The organism is uncultured Jannaschia sp., assembly GCF_947494025.1.
Classification (GTDB): Bacteria; Pseudomonadota; Alphaproteobacteria; order Rhodobacterales; family Rhodobacteraceae; genus Jannaschia.
In genome coordinates, this window is the sequence record NZ_CANLTQ010000009.1 from 16539 (window position 1) to 39937 (window position 23399).

Genomic DNA, 23399 nt, shown 5'->3' on the forward strand with positions numbered 1-23399 from the left:
TCTTGGCGCCGAGACCCGTCATGCACTAAGACTGAAACCGGACCGCTCGATAGGGGCAGGCCAGGAGGCCAACGGCGCTGGGATCGACGCTTGCAAAGGCATAACGTAGATCCCTCAGGCGTTGTAGCTATTTATCAACAAGCCCGAATTACCGCCTTCGCCGCGAACATAACGAAGTAGATCCTCCATGATCGGCACGTATCTCTCGCGTTTCCTTTTGAAAGCTTTGCTCGGAAGAGACCTGTCGATAAAGTCACAGCGGACCGCATCGAAGGCACCCAAAAGCTTGTTGCCTAGTGGATCATGATCGACGAGCAGGGCGTGAGGCTCAATTCGTCGATAACGGAATATCCCGGCAGCCAATAGATTAGTGTAATAAAATCTCGTATATTCTGTTCCCACCTCTCTTTGTATTTCGACAACGATACGCTGCCCGATGCAATCAATATCTTTTCGCGATAGAAGTTGCGGAGCAGTCTCGGATCGGGAGATAAGAAGGGCGAGGCACGCAATCTCGCGATTCCACTTCCAAGGTGTAGGATTGCTATCGAGGATTGCACGCAAGATCCGTTGCTCTATTTCCGGCCGTATCGCTGTTCGGGCCAAGCCTTGATAAAGCAATGTCCAGTTTGCCGCTGTCTGAGCGAATGGATGAGTGCCTATTTGCCCCGCATGGTTCTCGATGCAGTCCAGAAGCCATTCGGAGACTACCGACGGGCAGCGTCGGAACTGCCAAGTCAGGAACTGAAGTGCCGCGTTATTGGACTCAGCGTGCATCGGTCCGTCTTCGAGACGCTGTCGGGTCACGGCGAGGGCCCTCGCGACTACCCGATCTAGATCCCATGCCGCCAAGTTGGGCAAACCGATTGGCAACAAACCGTCACTGGAAACGCAGTAGTTGCCATGAGGCCGCGCCATCGCCTTCTGGGCTAACGTCTCCCAGTTGGGCGAACTGCTCTCCTGCGCCTCTGCCAGTAGGTTAATCATGCCGGGGCCCCTGTTCGACGCCTCCCATGGCTCCAACCCGCAGCTCAACACGAGCCGGTCGGGAATCGCGGGAGGCGGCGTAGCGAGGGAAGCGATGATGTCGTCCCAGTCGCGTGGGTCATCGTCAGCGTTGTCCCAATCCACTTGAAAACTTCGCGACATCGCAGAGGCATCCAAGACAATCTTTGCCCGACCCGCGGCAGGCTTCTGTTCGACCCAGACTGAAACAGGGATGTCGCACGTCGGGGCCATGTCCAAGGTGACGGTGGCCTTGCGCGGATGGGCCTCGGCGTCCTTGCGCAGGTAGATTGAGACGTCAACGACGCCCTTCGGGATCGCGAGCTTAGCTGGCTGCGGGCTGCGATAGATGCGCCCTGCCTCCAGTGTCTCGGTCTCGTCGATCAAGTCGTAATTCGTGGCTCCGGTCTTCCCGAAGACGATGGTCGAGATGCGGGGTAGGAAGTCATAATATACCGGATCGCCATTCGCCATGCGCTGCGCCGCGACCAGAGCGCCTCGTGCCACGGCATCGGGCAGGAGTGTCGTGTCGATGTTGAGGCCCCGGGTACGGGCAAGCGCTCTGACTTCCGCACATACACGGCCTTCGGTAACGGTTTCGAAGAATACCTCTGCGCAATCCGACAGGTCGACGACCCTTTCTGTCGGATTCAGAGCCGACGCCGGCAGCACGGGGGCGTCGATCACCTCCCAGCCCCCCTTGTCGAGCCGAACGATCTCTGGCTCATGCTGCATCCCGAACGCAACGCGGCCGATGGTGCGAGTCTGAGTCCGGTGCGCCGTTCGGGCTGAATAGCCATCCGCGCCAATTGCCGCCTGGCGCGCCAGCGTAACCAGTCCCCGCAATCCCGCGCTACCTTCCAAGATCGTCGCGAGGGCCTTGCGTTCCGGCGTCAGGATGCCGCCTCGAGAACCAGCGGACCGGATACGCAATTTCTGGATCGACAGCCCTGACGAGACGTGGGAGACTATCCCGATAATGCATTCGTCTTGGATCAGACCAGCATCTATCGCATGGAGCGCCGCAAGGACCGTGCGCCAGACGAGTGTAGGCGTTCCGCACCGGGCTCTTGCCATCCCGTTCAGCAGCCGTTCCTGCATCGCCTCGATGGTGTCCGGGCTGTCCTCAATAGCCAGAACTGTATGATTGGCGCGCCTGGCGAAATCGGCGAAAGCGGCGGCAAGATGCGCTGTTTCTCCTCCGCGCCCCTCCAGTAAGTCCCGTACCGAGCGCCGTCGGGACACGTCACCGATCTGGCCCCAGCCGCCGCCCTTTCCGTGGGGCGCGAGATCGGCGGGCTGCCCACCGATCCAGAGCGCGGTCCTGCCCTCTCCGATCTGCACGACCGACGTCAGCGGTCCTGCCGACCCCACATGTATTCGGTCGATCACCGCATCCTCACCCGGTATCGTCGTCCAATTGCGCGCGACGTGATCGCGCCAGCCATTGACGTCCAGCCCCGCCGCTTTCTTCATGCCAGAGCACCGTAGAACTCGCTGCGAACGAAGGCACGGACCGCTTCCAGTCCTTCGGCCAGCGCCGGCCCCGATGCGCCGAGCGCGATCCCGGTCACGCGGCCACGCTGCCCGTTGGCTGACAGCGTCTCGGGCGTATCGTGGGCAGGGGTCAGGATCAGACCGTTGCGCAGAGACTCTAAGGTCGCCAGCACCTGTAACTGATCGAGCAGCGCCGCAGCCTCTGCAACACCGTTGGTCAAATCAATTCGATTCATAGCGTGCGGCGTCCAGATTGGCACCCGTTGTGGAACCTCGTTCCGGGCCGGGTCGGTGATCCGCATGGCGACATGTGCCCGCGCCGCCGTCAGTAGCGCGCCGGGTCCTTCCGGTCGGGCTTGGATCTCAACGATCCTCCCGGTTTGCCTTAGCCAGAACACGGCGATGGGGCGATCCTGATTGAACCATCGGCCCGTGACGGCCTCGGCGCGCCAGTCGATCGGGGACTGCGCGACCAGCTGCGCTTCGTCCAACTCGTCGACGGCCAGCGTGACGGCGAGCACGGCAAAGTCGGTCCAGGTCTGGGCCTGCCACGCCCATAGATCGTCGATGATCCGTTCGCGTTGAAGCAAGAGCACCCAACAATCGTGAACGCGTCGATAGCCCGGATCCTGCGACAGCACGTAGTTCGGCGTCACCCCCGGTTCGGCCACCGAGATTCCCATCTCGGCCAGCGTGTCCGCCAGTGCACGGCACGTCTTCCGGAAAGCCTCGACCAGCGCATAGCGCGCGCTTTGGGTGGCGTGCGGGTGCTCGCGCATCCATTCACGGGCGACGTCGGCGGCTAGGCGGGCATAGGCATGCAGCACGCGATTTTCCAGCGTGTCAAAGTTCTCCTTGCGCACCGTCGCCAAGATGCGTTGCCCGGCCCCGGCCCGCTCGGCGACGGTGCGTCCCGGCTGGCGGCTCAGCCATACCATCGAGGCGCGATCCATCTCACGCACGCGGTCCAGCGGTGTCAGCTCGCGGTGGCGCCGAAGCACGCGACGGATGCGCGCTTGCAGCTCCTTCAGGACGGGCCGGATCTCACGCGCTTGCCGCACGATCTCGGCCATGCGCGGATCGGCCTCGTTCTCGGCCCGCTTCCAGGCGGCACGCAGGCGGGGCCAGACATCGGCCGGATCGTCCAGCGCCCCTTCCAGCTCCTGGATGCGGGCTAGTACCTCGTTCATGCGACGCAGGGCATCCGCGCCGCGGATCTCCGCATCGTCCTTCGGCTCCTGTCCCTTGCGGGGCCGTACCGGAAAGCCGACCCGGTCCGGCTGCACATCGCTCTCGCGCTTGGGATACGGAAAGAGCGCAAGGGATCTTTTCTCCCCCCGCACTGATCCCTCCATCAGAAGGACGTGCTTCGCCGTCGCGTCCGCCGACTTGTCGTAGGTTCCGACCAGGCAGTCGTTCGGCTCGAACGGGCGATCTTCAGGAATGGACCGCGCCGACCAGGGCCGGGACAATCGCCGCATCAGCGCATCACCCCGCTCCAGACGAACTGGCCGATTTCTTCCGAAGCCTGCACCGAGTCCCCTATCGCCTGCCCCAGCGCATCGTCACCCAGCTCGGTCTCGACGAAACCGCGCAGCCGGTCGAACTGCGGCCCAGCCGTTTCCACATCGACACCGCGCAGCTTCGGAAGAAGGCGCATCTCGACCTGGTCGGCCAGCGCGTCGGTAATCGGTCGGGCTCCTTCAGCCTGCGGGTAATTGGCGACATAGGCCATGATCGCCCGACCCAGACGATGACCGATCGGGCGCTTCATTTCGCGCATGATCTCGACCATTGTTCCCACGCCGTCCCGAACGCGCGCCTCGCGTTCGACGCCCGAAACAGGCCGCACCCATCCCTGCCACTGGGCGCGGGACAGAGCCTGCAGGGGTGGAACGCTCCCCGCCGGATGCGACGTCTGGATCGCGCGGGGCGCGGCGAAGCGCAGGACGTTCGCGCGATCGACTACCTTATCGGAGAGCGACTGCGTGCTCTCATCCTCGTTCATCGTGCCGGCGAAGAGCAGGTTGTAGCCGGGAAAGATCCGCGGCGGATTCACGAGCTTCGGGATCTCCAGCTCGATCTCGGCGTCTTTGCGCTCGTTTTCGTCGCCGACCGCGCCGGGGGCCGGCCGGCTCTCAAGACGGCTCAGGAAGTCCGAGAAATAGTATTCCACCCGCGCTAGGTTCATCTCGTCAAGCAGGATCATCATCATGCGATCCCGCACCGCGTACTCGTTGTTCTGCTCGTCCAGCGCCCAGAGCGCGCGAGCCATGTCGGTGGGGCGGAACTTGCCTTCGATGTAATTGTAGAAGCCCATCAGATCCTGCGGGCTGTCCCATCTCGGCTGCACCGGCACCTGCAAGAAGCCGATCCCCATACCGGCAGCGTATTGCCGGGGAAGCTGGCTCTTCCCGGTGCCAGAGATCCCTGCGAGCACCGCCATCTGCGTGCTCTCGTTCACCTTCATCGCGGTGTGGAAGGCGCGCAGCGTGCGCACCGGATAGTGCAGGCCTTTTGCCGCCAGCCGTTGTTCGACGCGGTGGAGCGCATCGGTTTCGGGAATGCGGTCGGACTCGGGCCAATCGATCATCTGACGAATGACGGGGGGCTTCTCGCGCAACTCCCGCAGCTTGTCGTCCCGGTCGTCGGCGTCCCCAGTGAGTGAGTCCATGCCCCTCGTATCCGCTTCGGCCTTTTCAATTTCGCCACGCAGATAGGCCAGTCGGGCCTCCAACGTGCTTCGCGTCTCTCCGATCGCTTCCAGTTCCCCCTGTCTGCGTTTTAGGTCGATGTTCTCGGCGGCGGTCAGGGCTTCGACGCGGGCATGTTCGGTCAGCGCATCGGCCAGCGCACTACGTTCGGCGATCCGGCGCGCGTCAATGTCGGCCAGATCGTCCGCCCGCGATGCGATTCGCCCATCCAGCCGGGCGGCGTCGGATTCGAGCATGCGTCCGCGGTCTTCCAGATTGGCCACGCGCGCCTCGGCCTCTTCCAGCCGCCGCAGCTGATCGCGCATTCCTTCGACCTTCTGCGCGATCGACTCGTGCTCGCCTTTCAGCGTGTCGATACGACCGACCAAATCTTCGGCCTTCTCCAGCCGGGCCTTAATATCGAGATATTCGTTGCGCAGCGGTACGATCTCGGCGTCGAGGGCCAGCTTTTCGGTTGCCGCATCCTCGATCTCCTCGCGCAGGGCCTGAACCTCCTGGCGTTTGTTCTCCAGGGTGTTCCACTCGGCAAGAAGATCATGCCGTTGTTTTCGCAGCGCATCGACCTCGGCACCTATGTCGGCGACGACCGCCATCGCCTCGCGCCGTTTTGCCAGTTCCTCCTCTAGATCATCCATCAAGCGGCGCTTCTCATCAAGTCGAGCGTCGTAGACGGACAGTTCCTCAATGGGACCGGCAGCGGCGTTCGCGCGGTCGTGGCGGATCGCCAGCGCTGTTTGAACGACGGCCAGAAGCGCCAGGACGCCGACAGCGGCGAAGACCAGAAGGGTGTTGTCGGTGATCATTCCACGGCCTCCAGTGCGGACGCTTCTTCCATGGTCTGCTCAGTCAAAGCGTCGTCTTCGGTTCCGGGCACGGACACTGGCTCGGTCGCGGATTGCTGTGTTACCGCATCCGCTATCAGCTCACGCTGCGCGGAAAGCTCGGAAGCGGCCTCGGCCAGTTCGCGTTCGCGTTCGGTCAGCGTCGCCTCGGCCTCGGCAATCCGCTGGACGAGTTCGGCACGGTCCTGCTCTGCCGCGTCGCGATCGGTCTGCGCCGCCGTCACCGCGCTTTCCAAAGAGGCCAACACTTCTTGTGCTGCCGCTGCTGCCGATTCCGCGCCTCCGACGGTCTCGACGAGTTCGGCACGCCGCGCGTCGAGTTGCCCGATCTGTTCGCGTAGGGCAGAGGCCTGCCCGGTCAGCGCCGTCAGATCCTCTTGCGCGCCATTCCTTTCGCTCAGCGCCCCGGCGGTTTCACTCTTTAGCGCCGCCACGGTCTCGCGCGCTGCCATCGCCGCCGCTTCGGCGCCGTCGACTAGCTCGGCAAGTTCGGCCCGCCGAGTGCCCAGCTGACCGATCTGTTCGCGCAGGGCAGCCGCGCGCCCGGCAAGCGCCGCGACGTCTTCCCGCGCGCTGTCGAGTTCCCCCTGCGCCTCGACTGCCTCGGCCCGGGCTGTGTCGGCCTGCGCGCGCAGTTCCGGTAGGGCGTTTTCCAATGCAGTCTGCCGCGCCTGCAGGTTCTCGGCCTGCGCCGTCATCCGTTCGACCTCGCTGCGGAGGGCGATCACGTTGGCGATCCCGATCTCGGCGCCTTCGATCTGCGCGCGCAAGGAGGCGAGACGCGTCGTGAGTCCGGCCTGTTCCTCGCGGGCCATTTCTAGCTCGGTTTTGCGTTCAGCAAGCTGCGCCTGAACCGTCGCCAGCCTGTCCTGCGCTGCGGTTTCGCGCGCGGTGGCATCCGCTGCGGCAGCCCTGCCGGCCGCGATTTCGACCTGCATCATGCTGCGGCGTTCTTCCAGTTCGGCGAGTTCGGTTTGCAGCCCTGCTACGGTGGTTTTCATTGTGCCGGCACGCTCAGTCTCCGCGGCGAGGGCCTTTCGCACAGTTTCCAGCTCCTGCGTCGTCTGACCCAGACTGTTGCGCGCCGCGGTCAGGTCGGTGCGCTGGCTTTCCAGCGACCCCTCCAGCCGGTCCTCCTCGGCCCGCAAGTTCTCGACCTGTCGCGCGCGTGCTTCCAGATCGCGCGTCTGCGGACCCAGATCGGCGACTTGCGTGCGAAGCGCGTCACGCGTTTCGGTCAGCTGCCGATTGCTGTTTGTGATCTGTTCGTTCTGCGCAATGGTCTCTGCATTTTCCTCGGTCAGGGTCACGATATCCGTTTCGAGCGACGCGATTTGGGTCTCTAGATCGCGTCGGCGGGAGGCCATCTCGGTCATCTCTTTCGACGCGGCACGGGCTTCGGCAATCATCGCGAGGGCCTCATTTCGATCCGCGTCTAGGTCTTGCAGCTCTTCCCGTGCGGCCTCGACTCGGGCCAGCGCGTCCGTTTCCCGCTGTTGCGCACTGTCGCGGGCCAGCTCGCGCTCACGCAGCTTCGCGGCAAGATCGGCCTCGGCATTGCGGAGTTGGGCGATCTGGGAGCGCGTCGCGACAGCCGCGTCGCGTGCCGCGTCCCGCTCCGACAACGCCGTAGCCAGCTGCGACTGCAAATGCGGCAGGTCGCTTCGAATGCGGCCGTAATCCCGATCTAGCGAATTGATCTGAAAAACGAGGTAGCCTGACACCGCCAACGCGAGAAGCGCCAGCCCCAGTGCCAGATAGGTGTTCCGGCTCGACCTACGCGAGGTCCCGTTCGACGACATCAATGCATCCCTCCATGTCTTGTGCCAGTTCGTCGACCCAGAAGCGGCGCACCCGCCAGCCCGCAGACTTCAATTGATGGTCGCGCCATATGTCCGATGTCTTGCGCCGCCCGTCCTGAGTTTGGTGCCAGCGGCGTCCGTCCACCTCGAGATCGAGCTTCACGCCATCCTTTCCGAACAGCGCGAAGTCGAGCCTGCGGCCCGCAATCTCGTGCTGTGGATGAGGATCGAGCCCGCGCGCCTTCAGGGCGTGATAGACGCGCCGCTCCCAGTCGCTGTCGAACACGCCCTCGCCGCTGCGCACCCGTGGTTCGGTCGCTCGCGCGGCGAGGCTCGCCAGCGCTTTCGACCGGCCCGACCGCGCGAATTCCAGATCGCCGAAGATCATCGCGACGGCCCGTGCGCGCGATATGGCGACATTCAGCCGCCGCGTGTTCTTCTGAAAGAAGGTCAGCCCCGATTGCGGACTACGCGGGCCGATGCAGGGCGAGAAGAGGATCAGGTCCCGCTCCTGCCCCTGGAAACCGTCCACGGTCCCGATCTTCAGTTCCGCCGCGACGCGCTTGTGCTGAGGGATCTTTGCAGCCGCCTGTTCCAATGCCATCACCTGCGCACGGAACGGCGTGATGACACCGATGCTGCCCTCGTAGCCCTGCTCTTCAAGCAGCAGCTGCAGATGCGCGACAACGGCTGCGACCTCGGCCGGATTGACGTTGCTGTTCTGCGCGAGCGCCGGTGCAGGCACGTCCTGCCATGCCAGTCCGGGCTTTGCGTTCTTGGGAACGACTAGGCCGGCGGGGTCATAGGACGTCTGAAGTTGACCGCTATAGAAGTAGTCGCTGATGTAATCGACGATGGGCCCGGCCGAGCGATACTGGTGGCGCAATGCGACCCGCGGGGCGTTCGGCACCCGCGCAGCGAAGTCGAAGAGCGACCGTTTGCTCTGTGCGAACCGCGCCATCTTTGTCAGCGGCAGGTCTTGCGCCTGCATCAGGTTGCGGTCCTGCGCCTGGCCCAATTGTGCGATGAAGGACAGCTGCTGGTCGTCGCCCACCACGACCGCGCGCTTGGCACGGGCGAAGAGCGGAATGGCCGTAGCGATGTCGCACTGGCTGGCCTCATCGAAGATCACCAAGTCGAATAGCCCGTCCTCCAGCGGGATACGTTTCGGCGTTCCTAGGATCGATGCGAGCCAAAGCGGACGGTGCGACAGGACGGCCGAGGCCAGATCGAATGGCAGGTGCCCTTTACCGTCGCTGAAGCTCCAGTCATCATGGATCTGGGCGATGCTACGGCGTCGATCGTCGGTAAGGAAGGTGCGCCCTGCCATCGTCGCAGGAAGCAACGTCTTGACTAGCGTCTGCGCCTTTTCACCAAGCGCGATGGGATCGCCTGCATCTGGCAGCCCGTCCCGCTCCTGCCGCGCCTGCTTCAACCGTTTGCGCAGCTCGACCAAACTGGGCGCGGCGGGAGAGCCATTCTTGGAGGACAGGATGTCTTGGCGACGGAGCGTCAGAATGCGAAGGATGGCAGCAAGTGCCGCCCTCAGACGCGATTGCCGCTGCTCAGGTACCTCCACGATCTCTTCCGCGCGCCCGCGAGACTCGCGGAACGCGATGCGCTCCAGCAAATCGCCAATCTCGCATTCCAGAACGGCGCGACGTCGCATTCCGTCAATCGCATTACCTCGGTCGCACGCCAATACCGTCAAATCGGACAGCGCCAGATCGTCGATTTCACCGCGTCCGGGACCGTCCTGGGTAAGGAGCGCTTTCAACGTCTCGGCAAAACCGACATCCACGTCGTCGTCGGGCTTGAGCGTACGGATTGCAAACGGTGCATCGGGTGCGAGCGCGCTGAGCCGATCCTCGACCGCGTCCAGCGCCTGATGGTTCTTCGACGCGACGAGAACGCTGCCACCCGAGAGCAGCACGGAGGCAGCCAGGGAGACGATGGCTTGGCTTTTGCCCGTTCCGGGCGGCCCGGTCACGACCGACAGGCGCGCGTGGCAGGCGTTGCGGACGGCATCGGTTTGTTCTGCATTCAACGGGCCGACATTGATTGCCGGAACATCCGGCACGTCGCTTTGAGGATCCAACCCGAAGATCGGCGCCAGCGCGGTCCGCGCGACCCGCTCCGTTGGCCATTCCGCGATCGCGTCGAGATCGCGCGCGGCGCCTGCAGTAAAACTCGAATCCGTTGGCAGGAAAAGCGCGGCCGCGTCGAAAAGCCCGGTCGAGGATATGTCGAGCCGCGAAGCCAGGTCATGGCCGGTCAGACGACCCCGGATCTGGGAGGCAACGGCATCCTTCAGCTTCGCCAAGAAGTCCGGAGCGCGCAGGCCGACCTCCCTTTCGGTGTCAAACAGAGCCTGCAGTGCCGAGCGGTTCCAGCCTGTCAGTCCTGCCGCGCTGCGCAACCAGTCGGGGTTCACCAGAACGTCGTCGGCATCGACATGCAGGACCAGATTGGTCTCGCGCCGCTCCCACGACGCCGATAGCAGCCCCACCGGTTGGAACGTGGGCATCCCCCGGCTGCGGGTGACGGCAAGCGGCCAGCCGATGGCCAGCGCGTTCTCGTTGCCCTCGCGCCGCACGATGGCCTCGCGGAAGGAAGCAGGCAGGGCATCGAGCGCGACAGTCAGCGTCAGCGTTTCGCCCTCCGCCGGCGCGACCGGTCCACGACCTGAAACCAGCGTCCACTCTACTCCATGTTTGTCAGCAACCTGCGTCGTCGCCCCACGCGGATCGGCGCGCAGAGCCGACCGCCAATAGCGCAGCACAGCTCGGTGATCGAGGCGCCGACGGTCCTCGTCCTCTACGATATCGGGAATGGCATTCACTTGCCGGCAGCAGTGCTGGAAATGGGCCGGAGAGGCCACCAATTCTTCGGATTGCACGTCCTGCAACCGGTATTCGAACTGCAGCGGCGTCGTTGTTATTCTGCCCGGCAGACGCGTAACAGCCCGCCACTTACCATCGTGTGCTTTCTCGATCCGACCGTCTCGAAGAAGTTCGTTTAGTTCGGCGAGCGCAGCGAGCCGTTTGTCGTGCGAGAACCCGGCTCCGGTCAGAACAAGCAATTCCTCAGTTGTACGGCCGCGCGGAAAGCTTTCTATCGTCCGATACACCAGAGACATCTAGTTCGTTAACTCCAGACCGGAGGACCGCTCCCTCCACTTGCATTTGCAAATCGCTTTTTTAACCCAATTATATCTCAACACTATAGAGTTAAGAACTCGTCAATCATAATCGGCTTTCGACCCGGAATGTTTGGACATCGAGCATGCGATGATCCATACAAACGATCCCTTATAGTATCACCGCTTCCGTTTCATGCTCAGGACTACTCCTCCGCTAAAGCGCAGAGCGTATTAACCATCGCCATCTGCTCAACAGTGCTGCACTTCGCCTCGAGCAATCGCGGCGAGGCGAAGACCAAAGCCAGCGCCTTGGCCCGCGAGACGGCGACGTTGATGCGGTTCAGCGACAGCAGGAACTCGAGCCCGCGCGGCAGGTCGTCGCCCGAGGAGGCGGTCATCGACACGAGACAGACCGCCGCCTCCTGTCCCTGGAACTTGTCGACCGTACCGACCCGGATGGCGGCGGGCAGCGCCGCGCGCAGGGCGTTGACCTGCAGGTTGTAGGGGGCGACGACGACGATGTCCTCGGGTTGCATTGGCCGGGTCGTCCCGTCGCGGTCGGTATAGGCGCCTTCGAGGAGCCTCAGCGCAGCGTCGCGGATCGCCTCGACCTCCTCCGGCGCCGTCTGCGCGTTCCCGTTGTGCGCAACCGGGACAAGATGTGCGCCGGCTTCGGGTAATCCGTTCACCCCCGCGATCCGTTGTCGCGCGGTGTCGGGGTGGCTCTCCAACGTGCCGGCATAAACCTGCTCGGAGATGAAGGCACAGACGTCCGGGTGCATCCGCCGGGTGACGGGCAGGAAGATACCCCGGTCGGGTGCCACGACTGGCGCGTCGCCCTGCAGCCAATCGAGACAGGAGCGGTCGGAGGGCGCGGGGTGCGCTCCCTGCACCACCTGCGGTAGCTGTCGCGGATCGCCCACGAGCACGACGTTGCGTGCCGCCGTCGCCATTGCGAGGAGGTTCGCGAGCCCGACCTGCCCCGCCTCGTCGACGAAGAGGTGGTCGAAGGCTTGGCGGTTCTCCTCGCGTGCGAAGAAGTACACCGTACCGCCGACCACGTCGGCCCCCGCGAGGGCGGGATCGTCGTTGCTTCGGGCCCGGCGGACCGGGCACTCCTCGGGATAGGTGTCCTCGCTCAGCTTGTGGGCGACGGCGAAATCCGGATCGTTCCAGTCGTGCGCGGCGATTACCCCCATCAGAACGTTGCGGATCGCCTCATGGCTCGTGGAGGCGACGGCCACCCGCTTGCCCGCACGGATTAGCGCCAAGATCGCATGCGCCGTGACGTAGGTCTTGCCGGTGCCGGGCGGCCCCTGGATCGGCAGCACGGTGTCGTCCATGTCGAGCACGGCGTCGATCGTGCCTTCGACCGGGTCGCGGTCCCCCAGCACCGTCGTGCGAGATCCCGAGCGGAAGCGTGGCGCTGCCCGGGACAAAAGGTCGTCGATTGCGCGGAATGCTTTCGGGCCGCATTGGTCGTCGATAGTGGCGTGAATGGCGGCCTGGATGACTTTGGTGGTGAGCGGGGCTTCGGGGTGCAGGGCTGTGACGGTCCCGAGCAGGTCCGCCTTGGCCTCGCCGATCTTCAGAACCACCTCACGTGTCGCATGGTCGATCTCGTCGAGGCCGGCAGAGACCGCAAACCCGTCCTCGCCGTAACCGACATTGGGCCGACCACCAGCCTTCAGCCGCGTTTCCTGGGGCGGAAAGCGGTAGCGTTGCGTCACGGACTGCTTCACAGGCTCGAGGCCACCGACTGGCTCGAGCCCACCAAGCGCGTCGACGCTGTCGATCAATTCGTCAGTCTCGCGGCCCAAGCTGTCGTGGATCGACCACCAGACCGGCTTGTCCTCGCGCCAGTGATACTGCGCGAGGTCGAAGAGCAGACGCTGTCGATCCTCGGGCAACCCGGCTTCGGCAAGCTTCGCGCGCAGCGCTTCGGCCGCCTCGTCGGCGCCGGCCTCCTGCTCGGTTGCCGCTTCCGCCACGCGGGGCCAGGGCATGTCCGGGCGGATCGAGACGAGCCAGTCGCGCAGTTCCTCGGTCGAGACGCAGTCGACCTCGTTGTAGGCGCGGATCTCCTCGAGGATTGTCGCGTCGCCCGACGCGCGCCAGTCTTCGTAGGCCACGACCGAGCCGCCCGAAGTCGTGACCCCGCCGTCGCGGCCGCCACGGTAGAAGGCTTCCATCGACTTGATCGAGTAATTCCGCTCCGAGGCGACGAGACCGCCGCGCACTACGGCGTAAAGGTCGACGAAGCGCCGCTCGCGCAGGAGCCGGTCGAGGAACGCTTCACCGATGCCGTACTTGGCGGTAATCCGCTTCAGCGCCGTCACCTCGTATGGGGCATAATGGTAGATGCGGGCGTCGGGATAATCCGCGAGCCGGGCCCGGAACCAGTCGAAGAGATTGCCGAGCGCCGTCGCCTCCGCCCCGTGGTCGTGCGCCCAGAACGCGGTAAAGGCGCCGTCGGCCCAGATGCCGTGCAGGTATTCGAGACCGCCCTCATAATACGGGTCGCCCTCGATATCGTAGAACACGTCGCCGGGTGCGGGCTCAGGCAGTAGGTCGAAGCCCCGTCCCGCTTCCGCGGGGCGCAATTCGTAGGCCGGCACCCCGTCCTTCCGGGCATGCTGCAGCCGCGCCTGCGCCACGAGCTTTGCGAGCGTCGGTGCGGCCAGGCGGCGGACGGGCTCGTTGCGCTCCGCCAGCGCCGCCATCGTCGTGACCCCGGCCGCCGCAAGCTTGCCGATCTGGCCCGCCGTGATCCCCGCGACGTTGTAGAGACTGTCCTCGGCGTCCCAGACGGATTGGCAATGATCCTGCCAGCGGCAGAGCGTGCAGGCCGGCCCACGCCGCGGTGCGGTCTCCGGGCGTTCCGCAACGAAGGCTTCGAGCCGCTGCCGCGCCCGCCGGGCATAGGCGGCGTAGTCCGCGAGGCGGAAGGTCGCCCGTGTACCGTCGCCGAGTTCCACATGCGCGCGCTCGGGCGCCACGCCCTGCAGCTCGGCGAGGAGGTCGGAATAGAGCACGAGTTGCAGCACGTGCTTCGGGTCGGGCCGTCGCTTCAGCTTGGTGTCGGTGACCTCGTAGCTCCAGCTTCCGAGTGCCGAGGGCTGCTCGACCCGCTCGAGGAAGTCCGACCACCCGCCCCAGGCCCCACCGGCCAGCGCTGCCTGAAAGATCACGTCCGGGCCGTCCTCAAGGGCCGACCGCGTTTGGACGATGCCCGTCGCGAGGCTCAGGCCGTCCCGCGCGATCTCGACGACGCGCTTGCCGCTCCCTTTCAAGGCTTCGAGATGAGCGACCTCGTGCGCGTCACCTTGGGCCTGCAGGAGCCGCGCTTCGGCGTCGTCGGCCCGAGGCTCCGGCCCCCGGCCTTCGAGGCGCTCAAGATCGAGCGTGGTGGCATGGGCGCAGCCGGTGAACCGCATCAGGTCCGACGCCGAGAACAGGTAGCTGCCGTCGATCCGCTGCATGGCCGGTCTCATCTTCGCACGTTGACGCAGCCCGTCCTAGATCGAAGACGTCAACGAGACGTTGCGCGAAGAGCAGTTGGGGAAGAAGGTTCTTAACTCGCGATCCGTATCACGGAGGCCGAAAGCCACAGAACCGAGAGACGGCATGCCTCTGCTCGACAGACTCGCGCGTTTCCTCGGCGTGCTTGCGGGCGTCCTCTTGGTCGTCGTGATCCTCGTTGCCAGCTTTTTCCATGTCGTCATCTACGGCTTCGTGACCCTGCTCTCGATCGGCTGGCTCCTGTTCATCGTGTGGTTGTTTCTCTGAGGCCGATCGGCTTTCTGCCAGGCAGACCGCATCGCTCGCTGACCTTCACGTACGCTGGTGGCCTAAGCTTTGGTCGCGGCACCACATGAATTTGCCTCGGACGAAAGAATACGACTTGTCGGGCACAAAACATTACTATCTGACCCAGCGTCAAGTTCAGGAGATACAGCCATAATACGGACGGTCTGCAGACAGTGCCCTTCGGCGCCTGAACCCGTCCAAATTGGTTTGGCGCTGTTTCGATCTCCGGAGCCCGCCATGATCTCTCGTCTTTCAGCAGCACACAACGACCGCCCGATTATCTTCCGCGGTTCGATACCCGAGATAGCCTCGCATTCCTGCGAGCCTGATCTGGTATCTCGCCCTTCGATCGGACTGCTGCCTCGGTAACGCGTGTATCTACGTAAGAACCAGCTGCCCCTCCGACACGTCACAGGACCAGACCTCGGCTCGCCTAACTTCTCTCGAACTCACGTCTACAGTCATGTCTGCTATCTACCGTCACCGGCCCCGTTACGAGCCCTTCTGTCGGATGCTGCAGTTCCCTGCCACGACGGCTCCCGTCCGCCCGCTGAAGCGAAGACAGGAACGCTCGGCTAATGTACCTGTGAAAATCCTGCGCCCTGGAAAGACCTTTGTCGTGCCGGAGGGCTCTGTTGCGCAAATCGTTTGACGGACGGACTTTCCCTTCCCCCTTCCCCCTTCCCCCTTTCCCGTTTGACGTCAGCCGACGGGCTTCGTGACGGGGATGCCGGGCGCTGTGAAGCGGTTGAGGATGGCGATGCGGACTTGGAGCTCGGCGGTCTGACGGTCGAAGTCGCGGGACATGCGCCTTTGGCCGAGCAGTTTCGCTTCGCGGACCTTCGGTTCATGCAGCTCATCCTGGTCTCGACGCGGCTCCGTCGATGGGAGCCGGACCAGTTGCGCCAGAGCGTTCGGCCGAAGCGCTCGATGGCGCGCAGGGCCTCGTTCCTCGCTCCCGCCCCGGGGCTGTCCGTCTTCCAGGGCTTTGCGTTCCGGCGGGGCGGGATGATCGCTTCCGCTCCACGGTCTGCGATGGCGTCGCGGCGGGCGCGGCCATCGCAGGCGCCATCCACTGCCCGGCAGGGTCATGCGAAGCATGATCCCGAGAGGGGCGGTGACCGGGGCGACCGGCTCATCCGCGGGGATCTGCGACAGCGGGCCGGGCAGCATGGGCGCGTCGCCCACGCCGCTCCCGGTGATCTCGACCGCTCTGACGTCCATCGTCGCCTCGTCGACGGCGAGATGCACCTTGCACCAGACGCGCCGCCTGGCCCCGCCATGCTTGCGGGCATGCCATTCGCCTTCGCCCCGGACCTTGATGCCCGTGCTGTCCATTGCCCGGCAGGGCATCACGAAGTGATGTCCCGAAAGGCGACGGGCAGGTGCGGCGGCCCGCCCGAGCCCCGATAGGGCAGTTGCACGGCCAGCGTCTTCTGACGACGGCACAGCGTCGAGGAGTCCGGCACCGGCCAGGCGAGGCCCGCCGGCTTCAGCAGGCTCGCCACGAAGCCGGTCGTCTGCCTGAGTGGCAGCCCGAAGAGGACCTTGAGCCCTCTCGGGACATCACTGCGTGATGCCCTGCCGGGCAGTGGTCAGGCAGGCCTGGATCGCGGCGTCCGGGAAGGTTTGCCGACGGCCGCGCTTGCCCGAAGGCACTGCGTGCCACGCCGTGTCGGGATCGAACCAGACCGTGAGCGACCCGCGCTCACGCAGCGCAGCGTTGTCGCCGGTCCAGTTCAGGGTGCGGTAGCGGGTGGACGCAGGCCTGGACCTGCCGCCCGGCTATGCCGCTGGACCCGCAATGTGAATCCCGGGGCAGGCTTTGCGCAACAAGGCCATAATTCAGCCTTCCAGCAGGCAGGACGCCATCGTGCGCGCCAAGTTGTCGAGCAGCGCCGGATAGAGGCCCTTGCCCGTGGGAATCAGCGTGCCGAGCGGGTCGAGCACGGCGGTCCGGGCCTCGGTGCCCTCGATCAGTGTCCGCACGAGCCCGGCGCTGTATTGCGGCTCCGAGAAGACACACACCACGTCGTCCGCCAGAACCCGCTCGCGCAGGGCGGCGACGCCCGCGGCCGAGGGCGGCGACGCCTCGCTTGGCTGGATCGCGCCGCGGGCGGCGATGCGGAACCGTTCCTCGAACGCGCCATAGGCGTCGTGGAAGACCACGAAGCCGCGGCCGCGCACCGGCGCCACGATCTCTTCGATCCGGGCCGTGAGCTTGTCGAGCTCGGCGCGGCCGGCCTCGGCATTCGCCTCGTAGATCACCGCGTTCTCGGGATCGAGCGCGACCAGCGTCTCGCGGATCGTGTCGAGCCATGCCTTGCCGACCTGCGGATCGAGCCAGGCATGCAGGCGGGCGTGATCGTGGTCGTCGTCACGCCCGCCCTGGCCCTCGTGATCGTCCTGCTCCTCGTGGTCGTCGTGATCGCCGGCTTCCTCATGGTCGGCCGCCGCCGGCACCAGCGCCACGGAATGCGCATCCGGCGCAAGGGCCCCGATCGCGTCGTCGAGCCAGGGTTCGAGGTCCGGACCGATCCAGAACACGACCTCCGCGTTCTCGATCGTCCGGGCCTCGGAGGGCCGCAGGGCATGGCCGTGGGGGGATGCGGCGGGAGGCAGGATCAAAGCCGGCACATCGACCCCGTCCATGACCCGGGCGACAAGCGAGTGGACGGGTCCGATATCGGCCGCGACCCGAGGCACTTGCGCCGCAGCGGGCATGGACAGGAGCATCAACAGGAAAAGGGATCGGAGAAACATCGCGCACTCGGAGACGGTCGGGAACGGATCGGTTGTTAATTCCAATGTTATAACATATCAATCCCCCATGACACCGATCGGCTTCGAGCCCCACGACCATTCCGACTGCATCGACGCCGCGGTAAGCGCGGCGCATGCGCAATGCGACGTGAACGGGTTGCAACTGACTCCCATACGGCAGCGCGTGCTGGAGATCCTCCTGCGTCAGCATCGTGCCGTGGGGGCCTACGACATCCTCGCCGTGCTGCGCGCCGAGGGGCAGAAGGCGCAGCCGCCGGTGGCCTATCGCGCGCTCGACTTCCTCGTCAGCCACGGCTTCGCGCATCGGGTGGAGCGCCGCAACGCCTTCGTGGCCTGCTCCGTGCCCGGTCAGCGTCACGCGCCGGTCCTGCTGATCTGTCGGGGATGCGACGCAGTGGCGGAAACGCAGGCGGATCGCGACGACGCGCTCGGAAAGGCGACCGCGGAGGCCGGCTTCACGGTGGAACGCGCGGTCCTCGAGGCGGAGGGTCTCTGCCCGGCCTGCCGGACCGCCGCGGCGTGAGCCTGTTGTCGGTCGAAGGACTGGACGTCCGGCTGGGCCGGCGTCGCATCCTCCATGACGTAAGCCTCGCGATCCGGCCGGGCGAGATCGTGACCGTCGTCGGGCCGAACGGGTCCGGCAAGTCCACGCTGGTGCGGGCGCTGATCGGCGCGCTGCGCCCCAGCGCGGGCCGGGTCCGGCGCGATGCCGGGCTTCGGATCGGCTACGTCCCGCAGAAGCTCGCCGTGGACGCGACCCTGCCGATGACGGCGCGGCGGTTCCTCGGCCTGCCACGGGGGATCGGTAACGCGGCGGCGGCCGAGGCCCTCGCGGCGGCGGGCGTGCCCTCGGTCGGCGACATGCAGGTCGCGGACCTGTCGGGCGGACAGCTCCAGCGCGTGCTCCTCGCCCGCGCGCTCCTGTCCGAGCCGCAGCTGCTGATCCTCGACGAGCCGACGCAGGGGCTGGACCAGCCGGGCGCCGCCGCCTTCTACCGTCAGATCGAGGAGATCCGGTCGCGGAGCGGCTGCGCCGTGCTGATGGTCAGCCACGACCTCCATGTCGTCATGGCCGCCTCCGACCGGGTGATCTGTTTGAACGGCCATGTCTGCTGCCAGGGGCATCCCGAACAGGTCGCCTCCGCGCCCGAATACCGCGCGCTCTTCGGGTCGGGAACGCAGGGGGCGCTCGCGCTCTACCGGCACGAGCACGCCCATTCCCACGATCCCGCGCACCCGCATTGATAGCCGCTCTCGACAGCTTTCTGGTCCGCGCCGCACTCGGCGGGGCGGGCGTCGCGGTGGCGGCGGGGCCGCTCGGCTGCTTCGTGGTCTGGCGGCGGATGGCCTATTTCAGCGATGCGACGGCACATGCCGCGATCCTCGGCGTGGCGCTCGCATTGGCGCTCGACGCCCCGATTTTCGCAGGCGTCCTGCTCGTCGCGCTGGCCATGGGGGCGGCGATCGCGACGCTGGCGGGACGGGGCGCGGCGACGGACACGCTTCTCGGGGTGATGGCACATTCGGGGCTAGCCGCGGGGCTGGTGGCGGTGTCGTTCCTGCCGGACGTGCGGATCGACCTGATCAGCTTCCTGCTGGGCGACATTCTGGCGGTGAGAGCGGTGGATCTCGCACTCATCTGGGGTGGCGCCGCGGCGGTGCTCGGCGTGCTCGCTTGGCGATGGCGGGCCTTGCTGACGGCGACGCTCGGATCCGATCTGGCCCATGCAGCCGGGATCGACCCGGACCGGGAGCGGATGGTCCTGACGCTTTGCCTCGCGCTCGTCGTCGCGGTCGCGATCAAGGTGGTGGGGGTCCTGCTGATCGGGGCGCTGCTGATCGTTCCGGCGGCGGCGGCGCGGCGCTTCGCACGGACGCCGGAGTGGATGGCGGCCGGGGCCGTGGCGCTCGGGCTCGTTGCGGCGCTCGCGGGGGTGTGGCTGTCCTTCCGCTTCGACACGCCGACGGGGCCGAGCATCGTCTGCGTCGCGGCGGCGCTCTTCGCGGCGGCGAACCTGTTCGGTCGGCCGCGAGCCTGACGAGATGCGTGGGACGGGTATGGAATACGGGCGACCTTTCGGCCCCCCAAGGATAGCCGGCCGTCAGGGTGGGCCGCGCCGCGTCCGCAGGCCCTTCGCGGGATCGTAGCCGAGAAGGGCCAGACCGAAGAACGCGGCGAAACCCAAGATCACCCAAAGGAGCGGCCAGAGCGCGAGTTGGCCGTAAAGCGCGAAGCGGATCAGCTCGACCGCCTGCGTGAACGGGTTGACCGCGCAGATATCGCGCAGGAGGTCCGAGCTCTCGGCCATCTTCCACAGCGGATAGAGCGCGGTGGACAGGAAGAACATCGGAAAGATCACGAAGTTCATTACCCCCGCGAAGTTCTCCAGCTGCTTCACGGTGGAGGAGATCAGGAGCCCGAGCGCGCCGAGCATCAGCCCCGAGAGGATCAGCGCCGGGAACGCGGCGACGTAGCCCCGGAGCGGCATCTCGATCCCGAAGGCCGCCGCGATGGCGAGGAACACGTAGACCTGAAGGAGCGAGACGGCGACGCCCGCCGCCAGCTTGCAGAACAAAAGCCAGCCGCGCGGCAGGGGCGAGGTCAGCAAGAGCCGCATGGAGCCCATCTCCTGATCGTAGACGAGGCTCAGCGAGGATTGCATCCCGTTGAAGAGCTGGATCATGCCGCAGAGGCCGGGAACGATGTAGACCTCGTAGGTGATGTAGGTCTGGTAGGGCGGGATGATCGACAGCCCGAGCGCGGCGCGGAAGCCCGCGGCGAAGACCACGAGCCAGACGAGCGGACGCACGAGGGCGGACAGGAACCGTCCGCGCTGATGCACGAAGCGCTGCGCCTCGCGGAGGGTGATGGCGCGGAGCGCGGTCAGGTAGCCTTTCACGGCGCGCGCTCCACGCTCGGCGGCGCCCCGGCGGCGGTGATCGCCATGAAGGCGTCGGTCAGGCTGCTCGCGCCGGCCAGCGATCCGGCCGTCTCGCGCGCGAGGACCCGGCCGCGATGCAGCACGACCACGTCGTCGGCGGGCCGGATCTCGTCGACGAGATGGGTGGCCCAGAACACCGTCAGCCCACCCTCCGCCAGATCGTGGACGTGGCCGGTGATGGCCAGCCGGGCGGCAGTGTCGAGGCCGACGGTCGGCTCGTCGAGGAGCAGCACCTCCGGCTCGTGGACCAGCGCGCGGGCGATCTCCATGCGCCGCCGGTGACCGCCATTGAGCGCGCGGACCTTCTCCCCCGCCCGCTCGGCCATGTCGAGCCGGTCGAGTGCGGCGTCGATCCGCCGCTCCGCGTCGCGCCCCGACAGGCCGTGCAGCGCGGCGAAGTAGCTCATGTTGCGCGCCACGCTCATGTCGAGGTCGAGCGTCGATTGCTGGAATATGACGCCGATCTTGGACAGCGCGGCGCGCGGCGCGCGGGCCATGTCGTGTCCCGCCACCGCGATCCGGCCGCGCCGCGTGACGAGAAGGCGCGTGAGGAGCGCGAACAGCGTGGACTTGCCCGCGCCGTTGGGCCCGAGCAACGCGCAGAACCGTCCTGCCCCGACCTCGAAGCTCACGCCATCGAGCGCGGTCCGGGATCCGTAGGCATAGCTGACATCCTCGACGGAAAGCGCGGTTCTCATGGCGTCACCATGCGCGGAGGAAAAGTGGGCCGCAACGCGTCACGCGAGCGTGGCGGCCTGACCGCCGAGGTGCGGGATGCGGTCGGCAAGCCACTCCTCCGTCATCCCCGGGCGCCAGCACGCCGCCCCTGGCGGTCGAATAACAATCGAACACGTCGTCGCGGCCGGCAGCGCGCTGGGTGGCGGCCCAGAGCCAGCGCGCCACGGCCATGTCCGTCTTCTTGCCGGCCGGCGCGATCCGGGTGTCGCCGTTGCCGGCCTGTTTCCGGAACACGAGGTTGGAGCCCTGCTCGACGCCGAAGCCACGATCCCCGATCGTGTTCAGCGCCCAGCCGGCGGCCCCGATCTGCAAGGTCGCCGCCCGAAGTCCGGACATGTCCTGCGCCGGCGCGCGATGATGCCCATATCGGTCTCCCTTGCCCGTGGTCGCCGCCCTTCCAGGCGCGGCCCCGCGGTCATTCGGCGCGGCGGTTCACCTCGTTGAACGCCTGGTCGAGCTCGATGTCGTATTGCTGGCCGCCCTCGCAGATCACGTCGTCGAGGTCGTAGCCATCCGTTTCGGTCACCTCGATGTCGTCGGGGTCCATCTGGCAATTCATGTCTTCGAGAACCTCGGTGATCGTCGCGACGACCTCCTCGGATACCGCCTCCTGCGCCGTGGCGAAGGTCGGGACGAGGAGGGCGAGCGCGGCGAGCGGTGCGAGACGTCTGATCATGGCGGGGCCTTTCTACTGGATGTTGAAGGTGACGCTCTGGGCATCGCCGGTGGAGCCGGGGATGCGCAGCGTGTGGCTGCCGGGCTTGATGGCGATGAAGGAGATCTCGGCCGTGCCGGCGGCGTCGAATTCGAGGCTATCGACGGCCATCGGCCGGATCTCGATCTGGTCGATGACAATCTCGTTGATCCAGATCGCCCGGAAGAAGTCCGGCCCGGAAAGGGCAAGCTCCGCCGAGCCGTCGGCGGTGATCCGGAGCTTGTAGTAGGCGCCCGACTGGAGCGTGCGGTCCTCGCCCAGAGGCTCGCCCGAGGCCAGCGTGAGTTCGATGGGATCGCCCCGGTTGCACGACGCCAGAAGCCCCGCGAAGCCCAGATCGTCGCAGAGCGGTGCGGCGGCGGCGGGGCCCGCGAGGGTGAGCAGGAAGGCGGTCGCGATGCGTTTCATGGTGCCTCGTCTCATGTCTTCTCCCTTAATCCGTGACAGCCACGCCCCAGGGTTGCTGGCCCACCGGGATCGAGCGGACGACCTCCTCGGCCGCCACGTCGATCACGCTCACGTCGTTCGAGTTTCCGTTGGTGGTGATGAGGTACCGCTCGTCGGGGGTGAAGGCCATCTGCCAGACGCGCTGCCCGACGAGGAGGTAGTCGAGCACTTCGTCCGTCGCCCCGTCGATCACCGCCACCCGGTTCGCGGGGCCGAGCGCCACGAAAACGCGCGATCCGTCCTGTGTGACCTTCACGCCCACGGGCTGCAGCCATTCCGGAAGCACGCCCGCCACCTCGAAGCCGATTTTGCGGGCGATCTCCCCGGTGCCGTCCTCTCCGATCTCGATCACGCTGACCGTGCCGCCGATCTCGGAGGAGACGTAGAGCTTGGAGCCGTCGCCGGTATATTCGGCGTAGCGCGGACGCTGATCGACGAGGACGTTGTGGACGATCTCGTAGGTTTCCGTGTCGATGAAATGCGCCATGTTCGTCGTCTCCGACGTGTTGATGACGATGGCGGCGTCGGGGCTGATCGCCATGCCCTCGGGCTCCACGCCCACGGGGATCTCCTCGAGCACGGTGCGGGTCTCCACGTCCGTCACGGTGACGAGGTTGTCGTCCTCGTTGGCGATAAAGAGCGGGTTGCCGGACGGGTGGAGCACGAAGAGCTCGGGGTCGGGCCCCGAGGGTAGGGAGGGCAGCTCCTCGTAGGTCTCGGTGTCGAAGACCCGCACGAGGTTGTCGTCGGAGGCGCAGACATAGAGCCGCGTGCCGTCGGGCGAGAGCGTGATGCCGCGCGGCCGGTTGCCGGCGGCGAACTCTGCGAGCACTTCCCAGCTGTCGGTGTCGATCACGGTGACGGTGTTGCCGCGCTCGTTCGACACGAAGGCCTTTCCCGCGAGGGCGGGGCCGGCGAGGAGCGGCAGGATCAGGGCGGTGGCGGTGGCGAGCGTCTTCAT

General features: G+C 66.0%; 17 protein-coding genes and 1 pseudogene. 4 read left to right on the forward strand and 14 right to left on the reverse strand.

What is annotated here, in order from left to right; translation table 11 throughout:
- Positions 1–114: 114 nt before the first annotated feature.
- From Q1B08_RS12410 to Q1B08_RS12435, 6 genes are all read right to left on the reverse strand, one after another.
- Positions 115–2481: a hypothetical protein gene (locus Q1B08_RS12410; RefSeq protein ID WP_299819082.1), complete on the reverse strand. Its 2367-nt coding sequence runs from the start codon at positions 2479–2481 to the stop codon at positions 115–117.
- Positions 2478–3983 (reverse strand): hypothetical protein, encoded by a 1506-nt coding sequence (locus tag Q1B08_RS12415; RefSeq protein ID WP_299819085.1) that lies wholly within the window; start codon positions 3981–3983, stop codon positions 2478–2480. The genes Q1B08_RS12410 and Q1B08_RS12415 overlap by 4 nt, the downstream gene beginning before the upstream one ends.
- Entirely contained in the window at positions 3983–6019 is a 2037-nt protein-coding gene (locus tag Q1B08_RS12420; protein ID WP_299819088.1) for a chromosome segregation ATPase-like protein, read from the reverse strand. The genes Q1B08_RS12415 and Q1B08_RS12420 overlap by 1 nt, the downstream gene beginning before the upstream one ends.
- The gene (locus Q1B08_RS12425; protein WP_299819091.1) at positions 6016–7860 is read right to left on the reverse strand and encodes a hypothetical protein; all 1845 of its coding nucleotides are present in this window, start codon (positions 7858–7860) and stop codon (positions 6016–6018) included. The genes Q1B08_RS12420 and Q1B08_RS12425 overlap by 4 nt, the downstream gene beginning before the upstream one ends.
- Positions 7835–10999, reverse strand: a complete 3165-nt coding sequence (locus Q1B08_RS12430) for an AAA domain-containing protein (RefSeq protein WP_299819094.1) — start codon at positions 10997–10999, stop codon at positions 7835–7837. Before Q1B08_RS12430 ends, Q1B08_RS12425 begins: the two co-directional genes overlap by 26 nt.
- A 206-nt stretch (positions 11000–11205) precedes the next feature.
- The gene (locus Q1B08_RS12435; RefSeq protein ID WP_299819097.1) at positions 11206–14484 is read right to left on the reverse strand and encodes a TM0106 family RecB-like putative nuclease; all 3279 of its coding nucleotides are present in this window, start codon (positions 14482–14484) and stop codon (positions 11206–11208) included.
- A 145-nt stretch (positions 14485–14629) separates the two neighbouring features.
- On the opposite strand from Q1B08_RS12435, the gene Q1B08_RS12440 reads away from it, so the two are divergent.
- Positions 14630–14791, forward strand: coding sequence for a hypothetical protein (locus tag Q1B08_RS12440; protein WP_299819099.1), 162 nt, complete (start codon positions 14630–14632; stop codon positions 14789–14791).
- A 723-nt stretch (positions 14792–15514) separates the two neighbouring features.
- Here the strand turns inward: Q1B08_RS12440 and Q1B08_RS12445 are convergent.
- Both Q1B08_RS12445 and Q1B08_RS12450 read right to left on the reverse strand, forming a co-directional pair.
- A pseudogene (locus Q1B08_RS12445) lies at positions 15515–16555 on the reverse strand (IS5 family transposase).
- Positions 16556–16657: 102 nt separating this feature from the next.
- Positions 16658–17575, reverse strand: a complete 918-nt coding sequence (locus tag Q1B08_RS12450; RefSeq protein WP_299819101.1) for a zinc ABC transporter substrate-binding protein — start codon at positions 17573–17575, stop codon at positions 16658–16660.
- 67 nt (positions 17576–17642) lie between these two features.
- Here Q1B08_RS12450 and Q1B08_RS12455 point away from each other — a divergent pair, with 67 nt between their 5' ends.
- From Q1B08_RS12455 to Q1B08_RS12465, 3 genes are read left to right on the forward strand one after another with little or no spacing between them, the layout of a single operon-like run.
- Positions 17643–18119, forward strand: coding sequence for a transcriptional repressor (locus tag Q1B08_RS12455; RefSeq protein WP_299819103.1), 477 nt, complete (start codon positions 17643–17645; stop codon positions 18117–18119).
- Positions 18116–18841: a metal ABC transporter ATP-binding protein gene (locus tag Q1B08_RS12460; protein WP_299819105.1), complete on the forward strand. Its 726-nt coding sequence runs from the start codon at positions 18116–18118 to the stop codon at positions 18839–18841. Before Q1B08_RS12455 ends, Q1B08_RS12460 begins: the two co-directional genes overlap by 4 nt.
- Positions 18841–19635: an iron chelate uptake ABC transporter family permease subunit gene (locus Q1B08_RS12465; RefSeq protein WP_299819302.1), complete on the forward strand. Its 795-nt coding sequence runs from the start codon at positions 18841–18843 to the stop codon at positions 19633–19635. The genes Q1B08_RS12460 and Q1B08_RS12465 overlap by 1 nt, the downstream gene beginning before the upstream one ends.
- A 63-nt stretch (positions 19636–19698) precedes the next feature.
- Here Q1B08_RS12465 and Q1B08_RS12470 read toward each other — a convergent pair whose 3' ends face one another.
- From Q1B08_RS12470 to Q1B08_RS12495, 6 genes are all read right to left on the reverse strand, one after another.
- The gene (locus tag Q1B08_RS12470; RefSeq protein WP_299819108.1) at positions 19699–20496 is read right to left on the reverse strand and encodes an ABC transporter permease; all 798 of its coding nucleotides are present in this window, start codon (positions 20494–20496) and stop codon (positions 19699–19701) included.
- The gene (locus tag Q1B08_RS12475; protein WP_299819111.1) at positions 20493–21236 is read right to left on the reverse strand and encodes an ABC transporter ATP-binding protein; all 744 of its coding nucleotides are present in this window, start codon (positions 21234–21236) and stop codon (positions 20493–20495) included. The genes Q1B08_RS12470 and Q1B08_RS12475 overlap by 4 nt, the downstream gene beginning before the upstream one ends.
- Before the next feature lie 4 nt (positions 21237–21240).
- On the reverse strand, positions 21241–21612 hold the full coding sequence (locus Q1B08_RS12480) for a hypothetical protein (RefSeq protein ID WP_299819114.1): 372 nt from the start codon (positions 21610–21612) through the stop codon (positions 21241–21243).
- A 79-nt stretch (positions 21613–21691) separates the two neighbouring features.
- Positions 21692–21952 (reverse strand): PepSY domain-containing protein, encoded by a 261-nt coding sequence (locus Q1B08_RS12485; RefSeq protein WP_366140013.1) that lies wholly within the window; start codon positions 21950–21952, stop codon positions 21692–21694.
- A gap of 12 nt (positions 21953–21964) precedes the next feature.
- A complete protein-coding gene (locus Q1B08_RS12490) occupies positions 21965–22399 on the reverse strand; it encodes a hypothetical protein (protein WP_299819117.1) in 435 nt (144 codons plus the stop codon).
- A gap of 25 nt (positions 22400–22424) precedes the next feature.
- Positions 22425–23399, reverse strand: coding sequence for a YVTN family beta-propeller repeat protein (locus Q1B08_RS12495; RefSeq protein WP_299819120.1), 975 nt, complete (start codon positions 23397–23399; stop codon positions 22425–22427).